The following is a 17,001-nucleotide window of genomic DNA, read 5'->3' as shown; positions in this document are numbered from 1 at the left end:
CCACTGAAACAAACGGTTCAGGCGGGGTTGACAAGTCGAAGAAGTTGCTTCATACTCTGCGGTTCCTCGCGGAGGGGTGGCCGAGTGGTTAAAGGCGACAGACTGTAAATCTGTTCTTTCGAGTACGCTGGTTCGAATCCAGCCCCCTCCACCAAGTTGTTGCAGGAATGCTGAGTGGTAAAGAAGTGAATGAACGAAACCTCGCGGGTGTAGCTCAATGGTAGAGCAGAAGCCTTCCAAGCTTACGACGAGGGTTCGATTCCCTTCACCCGCTCCAGTGTCCTGCACTGCGTTAGGTGTGCATCGCAACAAATTAGCCCTTTTAGCTCAGTGGTAGAGCACTCCCTTGGTAAGGGAGAGGCCACGTGTTCAATCCACGTAAAGGGCACCAGAATTCGTAGTACGCAGGAGCGTCACGCTCGGCATCAAGACAGTCGGGCGCGAGCCCTGGCAATCTCATCAAATCGTTAGGAGTCTAAAATGGCAAAAGAGAAATTCGAGCGGACCAAGCCGCACGTCAACGTCGGCACCATTGGTCACGTTGACCACGGCAAGACCACCCTGACCGCTGCGATCGCAACCGTACTGTCGAAAAAATTCGGCGGCGAAGCTAAAGCATACGACCAGATCGATGCAGCTCCGGAAGAAAAAGCACGCGGCATCACCATCAACACCGCCCACGTCGAGTACGAAACCGCAGCGCGCCACTACGCTCACGTTGACTGCCCAGGCCACGCCGATTACATCAAAAACATGATCACCGGCGCAGCGCAGATGGACGGCGCGATCCTGGTTTGCTCCGCAGCTGACGGCCCAATGCCACAGACCCGCGAACACATCCTGCTGGCCCGCCAAGTTGGCGTTCCATACATCATCGTGTTCCTGAACAAGTGCGACCTGGTCGACGACGCGGAACTGCTGGAACTGGTCGAAATGGAAGTGCGCGAGCTGTTGTCGAAGTACGATTTCCCAGGCGACGACCTGCCAATCGTCAAAGGTTCGGCCCGTATGGCGCTGGACGGCGACACCGGCCCAATGGGCGAGCAAGCCATCATGCAACTGGCCGAAGCGCTCGATTCGTACATCCCTACGCCAGAGCGCGCTGTTGACGGCGCCTTCCTGATGCCAGTGGAAGACGTGTTCTCGATCTCGGGTCGCGGCACCGTTGTTACCGGCCGTATCGAGCGCGGTATCATCAAAGTCGGCGAAGAAATCGAAATCGTCGGCATCACCGACACCGTCAAAACCATCTGCACCGGCGTGGAAATGTTCCGCAAGCTGCTGGACCAGGGTATGGCTGGCGACAACGTCGGTCTGCTGCTGCGCGGCACCAAGCGTGAAGACGTCCAGCGTGGTCAAGTTCTGGCCAAGCCAGGCTCGATCAAGCCGCACAACCACTTCACCGGCGAGATCTATGTGCTGTCGAAAGACGAAGGCGGTCGCCATACCCCGTTCTTCAACAACTATCGTCCACAGTTCTACTTCCGTACCACCGACGTGACCGGTTCGATCGAACTGCCAGCGGACAAAGAAATGGTTATGCCAGGCGACAACGTGTCGATCACCGTCAAGCTGATCAACCCGATCGCCATGGAAGAAGGCCTGCGCTTCGCTATCCGTGAAGGCGGTCGTACCGTCGGCGCCGGCGTGGTTGCAAAAATCATCGCCTAAGAAGGAATCTGGGCTTCCACCCGGGGCGTCCCGGGTGGTAGAATAGCAGACCTTTTTTCAAAAAGTTTTACGTAGGGACGTAGCTCAATTGGCAGAGCGTCGGTCTCCAAAACCGAAGGTTGGGGGTTCGATGCCCTCCGTCCCTGCCACCGATTCTGGTGCAGGGCACCGAAAGTAAAAATAGAAATGTCTAATCAATCCGTGCAAACCGTTAGCACGTCAAACGACAAGATCAAAGTCGTGCTGGCAGTGGTTGCGGCGATTGCGGGAGTCGTCGGGTTCTTTTACCTGGCAGGTCAACCATCCCTGGTGCGGGTAGCTGCGCTTGTGGGTGGTTTGCTTATTTCCGTCGCAATTGCCTACACCTCCAGCAATGGCCGCGATTTCCTGAATTTCGCCAAGGAAGCCGTGCGCGAAACCAAGAAGGTCGTTTGGCCCACCCGCAAAGAAGCCACGCAGATCACGGCGATCGTTTTCGCCTTCGTGCTGGTGATGGCTGTGTTCCTTTGGGGCACGGATAAGATTCTCGAGTTCCTGTTGTACGACGTCATTCTGGGTATAAGAAAATAATGAGCGAAAATGTGCAAGATGAAGTGCCGGGCAGCGTTCCGGCACAAGATGCTGGCGCTGAGCTTAGCACTCCCGTAAGCGTGCCCGTCAGCAACAAGCGTTGGTATGTCGTCCACGCCTATTCGGGCATGGAAAAAAGCGTGCAGCGCGCCCTGACGGAACGCGTCGAGCGCGCCGGCATGCAAGACCAGTTCGGCCAGATCCTGGTGCCGATCGAAGAAGTGGTCGAAGTCAAGAACGGCCAGAAATCGGTCACCGAGCGTCGTTTCTTCCCGGGCTACGTCCTGGTCGAGATGGAAATGACGGACGAGACCTGGCACTTGGTCAAGAACACCAACAAGGTCACCGGCTTCATCGGCGGCAAATCGAACAAGCCGACCCCGATTCCTGCCCGCGAGATCGACAAGATCATGCAGCAGATGCAGGAAGGCATCGAGAAGCCACGGCCGAAAGTGCTGTACGAAGTGGGCGAGCAAGTCCGCATCAAGGATGGTCCGTTCACCGACTTCAACGGCAACGTCGAAGAAGTCAACTACGAGAAATCCAAAGTGCGCGTCTCGGTCACCATCTTCGGCCGCGCCACCCCGGTCGAGCTCGAATTCGGCCAGGTCGAAAAAGTATAAGCGGCAAGCGTCCCCGGAACGCGCAGAGTTCAGCGAATCCCGGACAAGAGGAGCCCCGCCAGGCAAGGCATCGCCGGGTGGGGCGCTACTACTCAATCCAAAGATAGGAGCCAATCATGGCAAAGAAAATCATTGGTTTTATCAAGCTGCAAGTTCCAGCTGGTAAAGCAAACCCATCCCCACCAATCGGTCCAGCACTGGGTCAACGCGGTCTGAACATCATGGAATTCTGCAAGGCGTTCAACGCCCAGACCCAAGGTATGGAACCAGGCATGCCGATCCCTGTCGTGATCACCGCTTTCGCCGACAAATCCTTCACCTTCGTCATGAAGACGCCTCCGGCGACCTTCCTGATCAAGAAGCTGTCGGGCGTTGTCAAAGGTTCGCCGAAGCCACATACCGACAAAGTCGGTAAGCTGAGCCGCGCGCAAGCTGAAGAAATCGCTAAATTGAAAACCCCTGATCTGACCGCTGCCGACCTGGATGCTGCTGTACGCACCATCGCTGGTTCCGCACGTTCGATGGGCATCACGGTAGAGGGTGTGTAATCATGGCTAAACTGTCCAAACGCGTCAAAGCAATCAAGGCCAAGGTCGACCGCACCAAGGCATACCCGTTCGACAACGCCGTCGCTCTGATCAAAGAACTGGCCACCGCCAAGTTCAATGAATCGATCGACGTGTCGGTACAACTGGGTGTGGATCCGAAGAAATCGGACCAGGTCGTTCGCGGTTCCGTCGTGCTGCCAGCCGGCACCGGCAAGACCGTTCGTGTCGCCGTTTTCGCCACCGGCGAAAAGGCCGAGCAGGCTAAAGCCGCCGGCGCCGACATCGTTGGTATGGAAGACCTGGCCGAAATGGTCAAGGCCGGCAACATGCCTTTCGACATCGTCATCGCTTCGCCAGACACCATGCGTATCGTCGGTACCCTGGGTCAGATCCTGGGCCCACGCGGCCTGATGCCTAACCCGAAGGTCGGCACTGTCACCCCTGACGTCGCTACCGCCGTGAAAAACGCGAAAGCCGGCCAGGTTCAGTACCGTACCGACAAAGCCGGTATCATCCACGCTACCATCGGCCGCAAATCGTTCGCCGACGCCGATCTGAAGAGCAACCTGGTTGCCCTGATCGACGCCCTGAACAAAGCCAAGCCGACCACCAGCAAGGGTGTTTACCTGCGCAAGGTGTCGCTGTCGTCGACCATGGGCGCTGGCGTCCGTGTCGACCAGACCACCCTGGCCGCTTAAGTTTCAAGTATCAAGCCCCCGCGTGTTGCAGTAACACGCGGGGCGAATCTTTGGGCCGGACGTCCCCTGTTTTGCAGGGGGCGGCCGGACAATCAAAGACCGTTGGGCCGACTGCGACCGCATGTGCAGGAAGATAAACGCAAACCGGGCGACCGGCGCGCACCCAACGCAGATGGTGTACCCGAACAAGTTTTGTAGTCCATGTTGCAGGAATTTATTCCGCTCTTTGTACTTCTTAACTTCGGACGCCGTGTTCGAACCGATGCGAGGTCCATGGCCATAGGGTCATGTAAACCGAACATCATTTAAGGAGGTTGACCGTGGGTCTCAATCTGAATGACAAAAAGGCTGTAGTCGCCGAAGTTTCCGCAAAAGTAGCAACTGCGCAAACCGTGGTGGTAGCCGAATATCGTGGCATCCAGGTTGCTCACTTGACGCAACTTCGTGCTAAAGCGCGTACCCAAGGTGTGTACCTGCGCGTGTTGAAAAACACGCTGGCTCGTCGCGCCGTGGAAGGCACGCAGTTTGCCAACCTGGCCGACAGCATGACCGGTCCGCTGATCTACTCGATCTCGGACGACGCCGTTGCAGCAGCTAAAGTCATCGCCGACTTCGCTAAAACCAACGACAAACTGGTCATCACCGCAGGTAACTACGCAGGCAAGCAGCTGGATAAAGCTGCTGTTGTCGCGTTGGCAAGCATTCCTAGCCGTGACGTCCTCATTGCGCAGCTGTTGGGCGTGATGCTGGCTCCGGTGTCGGGCTTTGCACGTGGTCTGGCTGCCCTGGCAGCGAAAAAATCCGAGGGCGAAGCTCCTGTGGCCGAAGTGGCCGCGGAAGAAGCCCCAGCAGCCGCCTAATAGCGCGCTGCGCCCCGGTTCGCGCCGGGGCGGTTTTTCTCAAGTACCAATCTGATGTATTAACGAATCAAAAAATTATTGGAGTTTCAAATGGCAATTAGCAAAGACGACATCCTGGCAGCAGTTAGCGAAATGTCCGTAATGGACCTGAACGACCTGGTCAAAGCCTTCGAAGAAAAATTCGGCGTGTCCGCCGCAGCAATGTCGGCTCCTGCAGCCGGCGGCGCCGCTGCTGCTGTCGCTGAAGAGCAAACCGAATTCAACCTGGTTCTGGCTGACTTCGGCGCGAACAAAGTCGGCGTCATCAAAGCCGTCCGCGAAATCACCGGTCTGGGCCTGAAAGAAGCCAAAGATCTGGTCGATGGCGCTCCTAAGACCGTCAAAGAAGCGATTTCGAAAGCTGACGCTGAAGCCGGTAAGAAGAAACTGGAAGAAGCCGGCGCGAAAGCCGAAATCAAGTAATTGTTGTACGGCGGCTAGTTAGCGCCACGAGCCAAAGCTGCGGGTTTCCTCTGTCAAAGGGGGAAATCCGGCTTTGGCTCCTTTGTCGTCTTTGTCGTATTTGTAGCGGTATGTCCACGCTGCAGTTTTATCGAATCAGCTGGAAATGGTAGAACTTTGAGGTTTCGTCTGTGTGACATGCAGCCGAACATTGCTGCTGAAACGCACTAGCAAAACCTGAATTTTCTATCCTTTCTGTCACTCACGGAGTGTCCATGCACTACTCATTTACTGAGAAGAAACGCATTCGCAAGTCATTCGCGAAGCGCGCCAACGTTCACCACGTTCCGTTCCTGCTGGCTACCCAGCTCGAGTCCTACCATAGCTTCCTGCAAGAGGACGTGCAACCGTCCTCGCGCAAGAACGACGGCCTGCAGTCGGCCTTCACCTCGATATTCCCCATCGTGTCGCACAATGGCTTTGCGCGTCTCGAATTCCTGTCGTACGTCCTGGGCGACCCCGCCTTCGACGTCAAGGAATGCCAACTGCGTGGCCTGACGTTCGCGTCGCCGCTGCGCGCCAAGGTGCGCCTGGTGATCCTGGACAAGGAATCGCCGACCAAGCCGGTCGTCAAGGAGATGAAGGAACAGGAAGTCTACATGGGCGAACTGCCCCTGATGACCACCACCGGTTCCTTCGTCATCAACGGTACCGAGCGCGTCATCGTTTCGCAGCTGCACCGCTCCCCGGGTGTGTTCTTCGAGCACGACCGCGGCAAGACCCACTCCTCGGGCAAACTGCTGTTCTCGGCCCGCATCATCCCTTACCGTGGCTCGTGGCTGGACTTCGAGTTCGATCCGAAGGACATCCTGTTCTTCCGCGTCGACCGCCGCCGCAAGATGCCGGTAACGATCCTGCTCAAAGCCATCGGCATGTCGCACGAGCAGATCCTGGCCAACTTCTTCGTCTTCGACAACTTCAATCTGCGCTCCGAAGGCGCCGAGATGGAATTCGTCGCCGAGCGCCTGCGTGGCGAAGTGGCCCGTTTCGACATCGTCGACAAGTCCGGCAAGACCCTGGTGCTGAAGGACAAGCGCATCAACGCCAAGCACGTGCGCGAAATCGAAGCGGCCGGCATCAAGCACATCTCCGTGCCTGAGGACTACCTGCTCGGCCGCGTGCTGGCCAAAAACATCGTCGACCCGGAAACGGGTGAAGTGGTGGCCTCGGCCAACGACGAGTTGACCGAAGACCTGCTGGGCCGTCTGCGCGACGCCCACGTGTCGGAAATCCAGACCCTGTACACCAACGATCTGGACCAGGGCGCCTACATCTCGCAAACCCTGCGCATCGACGACACCGCCGACCAAATGGCCGCCCGTGTCGCGATCTACCGCATGATGCGTCCAGGCGAGCCGCCAACGGAAGACTCCGTCGAAGCCCTGTTCAACGGCCTGTTCTACAGCGCCGACCGTTACGACCTGTCGGCCGTCGGCCGCATGAAGTTCAACCGCCGCATCGGCCGCGACGAACTGACCGGCGCCATGACGCTGTCGAACGAAGACGTGTTGGCCGTGATCAAGATCCTCGTCGAGCTGCGCAACGGCCGCGGCGAAGTCGATGACATCGATCACCTGGGTAACCGTCGCGTCCGTTGCGTCGGCGAACTGGCCGAAAACCAGTTCCGCGCCGGCCTGGTGCGCGTCGAGCGCGCCGTCAAGGAACGCCTCGGCCAGGCCGAAGCGGACAACCTGATGCCGCACGACCTGATCAACTCCAAGCCGATCTCGGCCGCCATCCGCGAGTTCTTCGGTTCGTCCCAGCTGTCGCAGTTTATGGACCAGACCAACCCGCTGTCGGAAATCACGCACAAACGCCGCGTTTCCGCCCTGGGACCCGGCGGTCTGACGCGCGAACGCGCCGGTTTCGAGGTGCGCGACGTGCACCCGACCCACTACGGCCGCGTCTGCCCGATCGAAACGCCAGAGGGCCCGAACATCGGTCTGATCAACTCGCTCGCGCTGTACGCCCGCCTGAACGAATACGGCTTCCTGGAAACCCCGTACCGCAAGGTCGAAGGCTCCAAGATCACCGACCAGATCGACTACCTGTCCGCCATCGAAGAAGGCCGCTACATCATCGCCCAGGCGAACGCGACCATCGACAAGAACGGCATGCTCAGCGATGAGCTGGTGTCGGCCCGTGAAGCCGGCGAAACCATCCTGGTGTCCCCAGAGCGCATCCAGTACATGGACGTGGCGCCGGGCCAGATCGTTTCCGTCGCAGCGTCGCTGATTCCGTTCCTGGAACACGATGATGCGAACCGCGCATTGATGGGTGCCAACATGCAGCGCCAGGCCGTACCTTGCCTGCGCCCAGAGAAGGCACTGGTCGGCACCGGTATCGAACGCACCGTGGCAGTCGACTCGGGTACTACCGTGCAGGCTCTGCGCGGCGGTATCGTCGACTACATCGATGCGGGCCGTGTGGTGATTCGCGTCAACGATGACGAAGCGACCGCCGGCGAAGTCGGTGTCGACATCTACAACCTGATCAAGTACACCCGCTCGAACCAGAACACCAACATCAACCAACGTCCTATCGTCAAGGTTGGCGACCGTGTCGCCAAGCGCGACGTGATCGCCGACGGCGCATCGACCGACCTGGGTGAATTGGCTCTGGGCCAGAACATGACCGTGGCCTTCATGCCATGGAATGGTCTGAACTTCGAGGATTCGATCCTGATCTCGGAAAACGTCGTCAAGGACGACCGCTACACCTCGATCCACATCGAAGAGTTGTCGGTCGTGGCGCGCGACACCAAGCTGGGCGCGGAAGAAATCACCCGCGACATCTCCAACCTGGCCGAGAACCAACTGGCCCGTCTGGACGAGTCCGGTATTGTCTACATCGGCGCCGAAGTGCAAGCCGGCGACACCCTGGTCGGCAAGGTCACGCCTAAAGGCGAAACCCAGCTGACGCCGGAAGAGAAGCTGCTGCGCGCCATCTTCGGTGAAAAAGCCTCGGACGTGAAAGACACCTCGCTGCGCGTGCCTTCCGGCATGATCGGCACCGTCATCGACGTCCAGGTGTTCACCCGTGAAGGCATCGTTCGCGACAAGCGCGCGCAACAGATCATCGACGATGAGCTGAAGCGTTTCCGCCTGGACCTGAACGACCAGATGCGTATTGTGGAGGGCGATGCCTTCCAGCGTCTGGAAAAAATGCTGATCGGTAAAGTCGTCAACGGCGGCCCGAAAAAGCTGGCCAAGGGCGCCAAGATCACCAAGGAATACCTGGCCGATCTGGACAAATACCACTGGTTCGACATCCGTCCATCGGAAGACGACGCCGCGGTAGCGCTGGAAGCGATCAAGGAATCGATCAACGAAAAACGTCACCAGTTCGATCTGGCCTTCGAAGAGAAGCGCAAGAAACTGACCCAGGGCGACGAGCTGCAACCAGGCGTGCAGAAGATGGTCAAGGTTTACCTGGCCGTCAAACGCCGCCTGCAGTCGGGCGACAAGATGGCGGGTCGCCACGGTAACAAGGGTGTGGTTTCCCGTATTGTTCCTGTGGAAGACATGCCATACATGGCCGACGGCACGCCAGCCGACGTGGTGCTGAACCCGCTGGGCGTTCCTTCGCGGATGAACGTTGGTCAGATTCTCGAGACCCACTTGGGCTGGGCCGCCAAGGGTCTGGGTATCCGCATCGGCGAAATGCTGGCGCTGCACACCAAGGCCGAGGAAATGCGCAAGTTCCTGACCGTGGTCTACAACGAAAACGGCAAGCCGGAAGATCTGGACCAGTTCGACGACGAAGAGATCATGAAGCTGGCGAACAACCTGAAAAAAGGTGTTCCGTTCGCCACCCCGGTGTTCGACGGCGCGCACGAGTCGGAAATCCGCCGCATGTTGGATCTGGCCTACCCTGACGACATCGCCGCCAAGCTGGGCATGACGCCATCGAAGAACCAGGTCACCATGTACGACGGCCGCACCGGCGAAGCGTTCGAGCGCAAGGTCACCGTCGGCGTGATGCACATGCTGAAGCTGCACCACTTGGTTGATGACAAGATGCACGCCCGTTCCACCGGTCCTTACTCGCTCGTGACGCAGCAGCCACTGGGCGGTAAAGCCCAGTTCGGCGGCCAGCGCTTCGGTGAGATGGAGGTGTGGGCACTGGAAGCGTACGGCGCATCGTACGTGCTGCAAGAGATGTTGACCGTCAAGTCGGATGACGTGAACGGCCGTACCAAGGTGTACGAGAACCTGGTCAAAGGCGACCACGTGATCGACGCCGGCATGCCTGAATCGTTCAACGTTCTGGTCAAGGAAATCCGTTCGCTGGGTATCGATATCGACCTCGAACGCAACTAAAAGACAGCAAACCTGTCATTTGGTTTGAGCACGACAAAGCCCGGCTGGGAAACCACGCCGGGCAATGTAGTCTCAGGAATTAGAAATTTAATCACCTCTGGAGTGATACATGAAAGCACTGCTCGATCTATTCAAGCAAGTACAGCAAAACGAAACGTTCGACGCGATCAAGATCGGTCTGGCGTCGCCTGAAAAAATCCGTTCGTGGTCCTACGGCGAAGTTAAAAAGCCGGAAACCATCAACTACCGCACCTTCAAGCCTGAGCGCGACGGCCTGTTCTGCGCCAAGATCTTTGGCCCGATCAAGGATTACGAATGCCTGTGCGGCAAGTACAAGCGCCTGAAACACCGCGGCGTGATCTGCGAGAAGTGCGGCGTCGAAGTCACGCTGGCCAAGGTGCGCCGCGAGCGCATGGGCCACATCGAGCTGGCCTCGCCGACCGCCCACATCTGGTTCCTCAAGTCGCTGCCGTCGCGTCTGGGTATGGTGCTGGACATGACCCTGCGGGACATCGAACGCGTGCTGTACTTCGAAGCATACGTGGTGACCGATCCAGGCATGACCCCGCTGAAAAAATGCCAGATCATGTCGGAAGACGACTACGCCGCCAAGTACGAAGAGTACGGCGACGACTTCACCGCCTTCATGGGCGCCGAGGGTATCCGTGAACTGCTGCGCTCGATCGACATCCACCGCGATGCCGAAACCCTGCGCGTGGAACTGAAGGAATCGAAGTCCGAAGCGAAGATCAAGAAGTACGCCAAGCGCCTGAAGGTGCTGGAGGCGTTCCAACGTTCGGGCATCAAGCCGGACTGGATGATCATGGAAGTGCTGCCGGTGCTGCCGCCGGAACTGCGCCCGCTGGTGCCGCTGGACGGTGGCCGCTTCGCGACCTCCGATCTGAACGATCTGTACCGCCGCGTCATCAACCGCAACAACCGTCTGAAACGCCTGATGGAGCTGCGCGCTCCAGAGATCATCACGCGCAACGAAAAGCGCATGCTGCAAGAAGCGGTCGATTCGCTGCTGGACAACGGCCGTCGCGGCAAAGCGATGACCGGCGCCAACAAGCGTCCGCTGAAATCGCTGGCCGAGATGATCAAAGGCAAGGGCGGCCGTTTCCGTCAAAACTTGTTGGGCAAACGCGTCGATTACTCCGGTCGTTCGGTCATCGTCGTGGGCCCGCAATTGAAACTGCACCAGTGCGGTCTGCCGAAGCTGATGGCCTTGGAACTGTTCAAGCCTTTCATCTTCAACAAACTCGAACTGATGGGCCTGGCCACGACCATCAAGGCTGCCAAGAAACTGGTCGAGATCCAGGAACCGGTGGTGTGGGACATCCTGGAAGACGTGATCCGCGAACACCCGATCATGTTGAACCGTGCGCCTACGCTGCACCGACTGGGTATCCAGGCTTTCGAGCCGGTCCTGATCGAAGGCAAGGCCATTCAACTGCACCCGCTGGTCTGCGCCGCATTCAACGCCGACTTCGACGGCGATCAGATGGCGGTCCACGTTCCCCTGTCGATCGAAGCACAGATGGAAGCGCGCACGCTGATGCTGGCGTCGAACAACATCCTGTTCCCGTCGAACGGCGAACCGTCGATCGTTCCTTCGCAGGATATCGTGCTGGGTCTGTACTACGCGACCCGCGAGGCGATCAACGCCAAGAACGAAGGTATGCTGTTCCAGGACGTGTCGGAAGTCATCCGTGCCTACGACAACAAGGAAGTGGAACTGACCACACGCATCACCGTGCGTATCGTCGAGCATCCGAAGGATCTGGAAACGGGCGAATTCGTCCGCACCGTGACGCGCTACGAGACCACCATCGGCCGCGCCATCCTGTCGGAAATCCTGCCTAAGGGTCTGCCTTTCTCCGTGCTGAACCGCGCGCTGAAAAAGAAAGAGATCTCCAAGCTGATCAACACGTCCTTCCGCAAGTGCGGTCTGCGTGCCACCGTCGTGTTCGCCGATCAACTGATGCAGTCGGGCTTCCGCCTGGCAACCCGCGCCGGTATCTCGATCTGCGTCGACGACATGCTGGTACCGCCACAAAAAGTCACCCTGATTTCGGCCGCTGAGTCCGAAGTCAAACAGATCGAGCAGCAGTACGCCTCGGGTCTGGTGACCGCCGGCGAGCGTTACAACAAAGTGGTCGACATCTGGGGCAAGACCTCGGATGAAGTCGGCAAGGCCATGATGGACCAGCTGAAAGTGGAAGACGTCATCAAACGTGACGGCACCAAGTCCACCCAAGAGTCCTTCAACGCGATTTACATGATGGCCGACTCGGGCGCCCGCGGTTCCGCGGCGCAGATTCGCCAGCTGGCAGGTATGCGTGGTCTGATGGCGAAACCGGATGGTTCGATTATCGAAACGCCGATTACCGCGAACTTCCGCGAAGGCCTGAACGTGTTGCAGTACTTCATTTCGACCCACGGCGCTCGTAAAGGTCTGGCCGATACGGCACTGAAAACGGCGAACTCGGGTTACCTGACGCGTCGTCTGGTCGACGTGACCCAGGATCTGGTCGTCATCGCCGACGATTGCGGCACCACCAACGGCGCGCTGATGAAGGCGATGGTCGAAGGCGGTGAAGTCATCGAGGCGCTGCGCGACCGCGTGCTGGGCCGTGTTACCGTCAACGACGTCGTCAATCCTGAAACCCAGGAAACGCTGTACGAAGCCGGCACCCTGCTCGACGAAGACATGGTCGAAGAGATCGAACGTCTGTCGATCGACGAAGTCAAGGTGCGTACTCCGCTGACCTGCGACACGCGCTTCGGCCTGTGCGCCAAGTGCTACGGCCGCGATCTGGGCCGTGGCGTGCTGGTCAACTCCGGCGAAGCCGTCGGTGTGGTGGCGGCGCAGTCGATTGGTGAGCCGGGTACCCAGCTGACCATGCGTACCTTCCACATTGGTGGTGCGGCGTCGCGTGCGGCGGTGGCATCGTCGGTGGAAGCCAAGTCGAACGGCACCATCCGCTTCACCTCGACCATGCGTTACGTCACCAACGGCAAGGGCGCGCAAATCGTCATTTCCCGTTCGGGCGAAGTGCTGATCACCGACGACCACGGCCGTGAGCGCGAGCGTCACAAGGTGCCTTACGGCGCCACCCTGATCGTCAAGGATGGCCTGGTCATCAAGGCCGGTACGGCCCTGGCAACCTGGGATCCGCTGACCCGTCCGATCATCACCGAGTACGCCGGTCTGGTCCGCTTCGAGAACGTCGAAGAAGGCGTGACCGTGGCCCGCCAGGTCGATGAAGTGACCGGTCTGTCGACTTTGGTCGTGATCGATGCGAAACGTCGCGGTTCCTTGACCAAAACGCTGCGTCCACAGGTCAAACTGTTGAACGACGCCAACGAAGAAGTGAAGATCGCCGGCACCGAACACTCGGTGGCGATCGGCTTCCAGGTCGGCGCGCTGATCATGGTCAAAGACGGCCAGGCGGTAACGGTCGGCGAAGTGCTGGCACGTATCCCGACCGAATCGCAGAAGACCCGCGATATTACCGGTGGTCTGCCGCGCGTTGCCGAGCTGTTCGAAGCCCGTTCGCCGAAGGATGCCGGTATGCTGGCCGAAGTGACCGGTACCGTTGCATTCGGTAAGGAAACCAAGGGTAAGCAGCGTCTGGAAATCACCGACATGGACGGCAACAAGCACGAGTTCCTGATCACCAAGGACAAGCAAGTGCTGGTCCACGATGGTCAAGTCGTCAACAAGGGCGAGATGATCGTCGACGGTCCTGCCGATCCACAAGACATTCTGCGTCTGCTGGGTATCGAAGCGCTGGCCCGTTACATCGTCGACGAAGTGCAGGACGTGTACCGTCTGCAGGGCGTGAAGATCAATGACAAGCACATCGAAGTGATCGTGCGTCAGATGCTGCGTCGGGTTCAGATCGTCAACGCCGGCGACACCAACTACATCGTTGGCGAGCAGGTCGAGCGTTCGGAACTGCTGGACGAGAACGACCGTATGGATGCCGAGAACAAGATCCCGGCGACCTACGAAAACGTTCTGCTGGGTATTACCAAGGCATCGCTGTCGACCGATTCGTTCATCTCGGCCGCATCGTTCCAGGAAACCACCCGCGTGCTGACCGAAGCGGCGATCATGGGCAAGCGCGATGGTTTGCGCGGCCTGAAAGAGAACGTCATCGTCGGCCGTCTGATTCCAGGCGGCACGGGTCTGGCATTCCACCGCGCACGCAAAGAGAAAGAAGCGTGGGAAGTGGAAGAGCGCCAAAACCTGTTGAACGCCGAAAAGGCCAACATGGCCAGCGAACTGGAAGCGGTAGAAGTTGCTTCCCAGGCCGCGGCGGCGGCACAGCACAACGACGAAGCGTAATAACGCTGAGTAGTTAAATAGAAACGGCACCTTCGGGTGCCGTTTTTTTTCGTCCGCATTTTTTGAAATTCTATTCGTATATAGGGTGCTGGATAAACTGGCCGCCTTAAATCTATCCGGGAATATACGGCGTCCATTTTTATCGCTATTTAAATTGCAGGCGCCATTTCTAAGCGTGCCGAATATATCCCCTCCGGTATGCCCTTTCCTTGCATTCAACGCGGTCCGTTAGCAAATAGCTTGCGCGCTCCACATCAACGTTGTGCCGATGGCAGGCGAGTGCACGGTGTCGGCACCCAAACGTGCTCCAAACCTTCCATGCCGCTTGGGCGCGGCGGCATGGCGAAGGGGGGGGGGGGCGGCCATCAGCAACCGCGAGCGTAGAACCAAGCGCGGCGGCGACGACGGTGACGCGTATTGCTATGGAGCGGCTCGAGGCTAGATATGCCACTTTTTAGCATGTGGTGCGGATCGGGCGGCGGCCCGCAGATTTCCCGTTGCGGCCGGGGTGGTGGCGGCATCGACGGCGGTGGCGCAGGGGTTTTGAGCGTACTTGTTGCAAAGCGGTGTGAGCACGGGCCGTATGCCCGGGCGCAATGTAGAAAGCACATTATTGTCGAGCCAGTTGTTAGTTCATTCATGCTAAGATTTAGCTCATGATAGCCCAAGCCCTCTTCACTCCCGCCCAGCAAAAGCTGCTGGGTTTGCTTTTTGTCCGCGTCAACCAGGGTTTCCACCTGAACGAGATCATGCGTTTGACCGGACTGGGCAGCGCGTCGGCCCAGCGCGAGCTGAAGCGTTTGCACGACTCCGGTTTGATCGTGTCCGAGCGGATCGGCAATGTGCGGCGCTTCCGGCCGAACCGGGACTGCATGATCTACGGGGAATTGAGCAGCCTGGTGAAGAAGACCTTCGGCCTGGTCAGCGTGCTCAACTCCGCGCTGGCGCCGCTGTCCAAGGTGTTGAATGTGGCCTTCGTGTATGGCGCGACGGCCAAGGAGCAGGAGGGCATGGATACCAACGTCGAGTTATTGCTGATCGGCGAGAACACCAGCTATGGCGAGTTGTTATCCAGGCTGCCGGTGGCCGAACGTATATTGCGGCGCAAGATCAATCCCAACCTGTATTCGCTTCCCGACTTTAAACGGCGGCTGCGCGAGCAGCAGCCGTTTATTCTGCAAATGCTGCGCGAGGAAAAGATATATGTGCTGGGCGACGAGGAGGATTTGAATCGGGTAATGGAATCGGAAGCGACATTTGAATCCGACTTGAACAACATCAAGTTCGTTTGAAATTAATATATGCTGATCGGCCCGGTATTATCTATTCGGTGCCGTGCAATCGTTGGGGAATTGCAGCGAAAACATCGTGTAACGCCCGGCCTTGGATTCGCAGAGTATCTGGCCGCCGAAGGCGGTTAATACGCGCTGGCAAAACGCCAATCCCATGCCGGTACCACCGCCGCCCTGGCGGGTGGTATAAAACGGATCGAAAACGTGCGGCAATACATCCTCGGGAATACCCGGGCCGGTATCGCGCACCACCAATTGTTTTCCTTTTCCGCAGGTGAAGAATTCGATCTCCACCTCGCCCCGTCCGGCCGACTTGATCGCGTGCAGGGCGTTCTTAAACAAGTTGTACAACACATAGACCAGCAGCACGTCCGAGCCGTAGAAGGTGAAGTCGTTGTCGATGCGCACCCGCACCTTGTCGCGCATGGCGCTTTCGAATGGATAGCGGGCGAGCGCCTCGTCGACGCATTTCTTAACCGAGTGCAAGGCGAAGTCCTGCCGGTTCAGCATGCCGGCGCGGGCCGAGGCCAGCACCAGGTCGACCACGAAGTTGGAGCGCGACACCTCGGCGTCGATCAATTGGGCCAGCTCGGCCAGGTAGGCCAGCTTGTCGGCGCGCAGGGTGGGCGCGAGCAGGCCGTGGTCGACGGCGCTCTGATATCCGGCGAGCAACTCCGGCAGGCTGTTGCTCAACACCCGGGACTGGCTGCGGATGGTGGCCAGCGGCGTGCGCATTTCGTGGGCGATGGTGGCGGCCAGTTCGAGCGGATCGGTCAGCAGGTCGTGGCGCACGGTGGCCAGGGCGACCAGGCCGAGGCTGGTGGCGATGAACAGCACGCCGGGTGGATAGAATTGCACGCCGTAGTTGCCCAGGTAGTCGACCGCCGCCAGCAGGTAGACCAGCATGCTGGCCAGGCAGTAGCGCAGCCGGGTGCGCTCGGTGGAGACGGCGGCGCGCTGGCGGCGGTACAGCAGATGCAGGCCGCGCCCGATCACCAGCGCGGTTTGCAGCAGGTGCAGCGGATGCAGCCAGCCGGCGCGCGGATAGTAGCCGAAGAAATAGGAGTGCAGGCCGGCGACGATGGCGTTGCTGCTCAGCAGGGCGACGGCGAGGACGCCGGCCAAGCCGTAGGACAGCTCGACCCAGCGCCGCTCGGCTTGCCGGCCGGTCAGTTCGACGATGAAGTGGTACAGCGTGGTGGGTAGGAAGAGTATCAGCAGATAGCCGAACTTGGCCAATATTAGCGCGTGTTGCGCGTCCTTGAGCTGGAACAGCACGGCCCAGCTGATTTGCCAGCAAAACGTGGCGGCGCAGATCAGGAAGGCGGTTTGGCCGATCCGGCTGCCGCCGTGGCGGCGCAGCAGATAGATGCCGTAGGCGAGGAAGAAGAGGGACACCAGCGCGGGCAAGATCGAAGGCATGGCGCACTTTCTATCGGCGGAGTCGACAAGGAACGAGGGACGGTCCGCCGATACTAGCAACTGGCATTGTGCATGTCGATGTTGTGCGCTTGAATAAAACGCAAGTGTTTGCGCAATATCAAAAATTGTTCAGTTCG

The 17,001-nt window shown here is 58.8% G+C and carries 11 protein-coding genes and 4 tRNA genes; 14 read left to right on the top strand and 1 reads right to left on the bottom strand.

What is annotated here, in order from left to right; genetic code table 11:
- Positions 1–70 precede the first annotated feature (70 nt).
- The 14 genes from QC826_RS27750 (at position 71) to QC826_RS27685 (ending at position 15,442) form a co-directional block, all read left to right on the top strand.
- A tRNA-Tyr gene (locus tag QC826_RS27750) sits at positions 71–154 on the top strand.
- 49 nt (positions 155–203) lie between these two features.
- Positions 204–277 (top strand) — tRNA-Gly (locus QC826_RS27745).
- Positions 278–316: 39 nt separating this feature from the next.
- Positions 317–391, top strand: a tRNA-Thr gene (locus QC826_RS27740).
- Between the two features lie 89 nt (positions 392–480).
- Positions 481–1,671 carry an elongation factor Tu gene (tuf, locus tag QC826_RS27735; RefSeq protein WP_279763253.1) on the top strand — a complete coding sequence of 397 codons (1,191 nt, stop codon included), beginning with the start codon at positions 481–483 and terminating at the stop codon, positions 1,669–1,671.
- A gap of 73 nt (positions 1,672–1,744) precedes the next feature.
- A tRNA-Trp gene (locus QC826_RS27730) sits at positions 1,745–1,820 on the top strand.
- Positions 1,821–1,857: 37 nt separating this feature from the next.
- The gene (gene secE, locus QC826_RS27725; RefSeq protein WP_093390822.1) at positions 1,858–2,241 is read left to right on the top strand and encodes a preprotein translocase subunit SecE; all 384 of its coding nucleotides are present in this window, start codon (positions 1,858–1,860) and stop codon (positions 2,239–2,241) included.
- Complete coding sequence (nusG, locus tag QC826_RS27720) at positions 2,241–2,864, top strand: transcription termination/antitermination protein NusG (RefSeq protein ID WP_093390823.1); 624 nt, start codon at positions 2,241–2,243, stop codon at positions 2,862–2,864. The genes secE and nusG overlap by 1 nt, the downstream gene beginning before the upstream one ends.
- A gap of 116 nt (positions 2,865–2,980) precedes the next feature.
- Complete coding sequence (gene rplK, locus QC826_RS27715) at positions 2,981–3,412, top strand: 50S ribosomal protein L11 (protein WP_093390824.1); 432 nt, start codon at positions 2,981–2,983, stop codon at positions 3,410–3,412.
- A 2-nt stretch (positions 3,413–3,414) separates the two neighbouring features.
- Complete coding sequence (gene rplA, locus QC826_RS27710; RefSeq protein ID WP_093390825.1) at positions 3,415–4,110, top strand: 50S ribosomal protein L1; 696 nt, start codon at positions 3,415–3,417, stop codon at positions 4,108–4,110.
- Positions 4,111–4,430: 320 nt separating this feature from the next.
- A complete protein-coding gene (gene rplJ / locus QC826_RS27705) occupies positions 4,431–4,970 on the top strand; it encodes a 50S ribosomal protein L10 (protein WP_093390851.1) in 540 nt (179 codons plus the stop codon).
- 90 nt (positions 4,971–5,060) lie between these two features.
- Positions 5,061–5,432, top strand: coding sequence for a 50S ribosomal protein L7/L12 (gene rplL, locus QC826_RS27700; RefSeq protein WP_093390852.1), 372 nt, complete (start codon positions 5,061–5,063; stop codon positions 5,430–5,432).
- Between the two features lie 254 nt (positions 5,433–5,686).
- Positions 5,687–9,793, top strand: a complete 4,107-nt coding sequence (gene rpoB, locus QC826_RS27695; RefSeq protein ID WP_099416535.1) for a DNA-directed RNA polymerase subunit beta — start codon at positions 5,687–5,689, stop codon at positions 9,791–9,793.
- A 109-nt stretch (positions 9,794–9,902) separates the two neighbouring features.
- The gene (rpoC, locus tag QC826_RS27690; protein WP_279763306.1) at positions 9,903–14,150 is read left to right on the top strand and encodes a DNA-directed RNA polymerase subunit beta'; all 4,248 of its coding nucleotides are present in this window, start codon (positions 9,903–9,905) and stop codon (positions 14,148–14,150) included.
- Positions 14,151–14,806: 656 nt separating this feature from the next.
- Positions 14,807–15,442: an ArsR family transcriptional regulator gene (locus tag QC826_RS27685; protein ID WP_279763304.1), complete on the top strand. Its 636-nt coding sequence runs from the start codon at positions 14,807–14,809 to the stop codon at positions 15,440–15,442.
- A gap of 27 nt (positions 15,443–15,469) precedes the next feature.
- On the opposite strand, the gene QC826_RS27680 is transcribed toward QC826_RS27685, so the two are convergent.
- Positions 15,470–16,864: a sensor histidine kinase gene (locus QC826_RS27680; RefSeq protein ID WP_279763303.1), complete on the bottom strand. Its 1,395-nt coding sequence runs from the start codon at positions 16,862–16,864 to the stop codon at positions 15,470–15,472.
- Positions 16,865–17,001: the final 137 nt, after the last annotated feature.

It is taken from the genome of Rugamonas sp. DEMB1, from assembly GCF_029834475.1.
GTDB lineage: Bacteria > Pseudomonadota > Gammaproteobacteria > Burkholderiales > Burkholderiaceae_D > Rugamonas > Rugamonas rubra.
The sequence above is the reverse complement of the archived record's forward strand: the minus strand, read 5'-3'. Positions and strand labels throughout refer to the sequence as shown.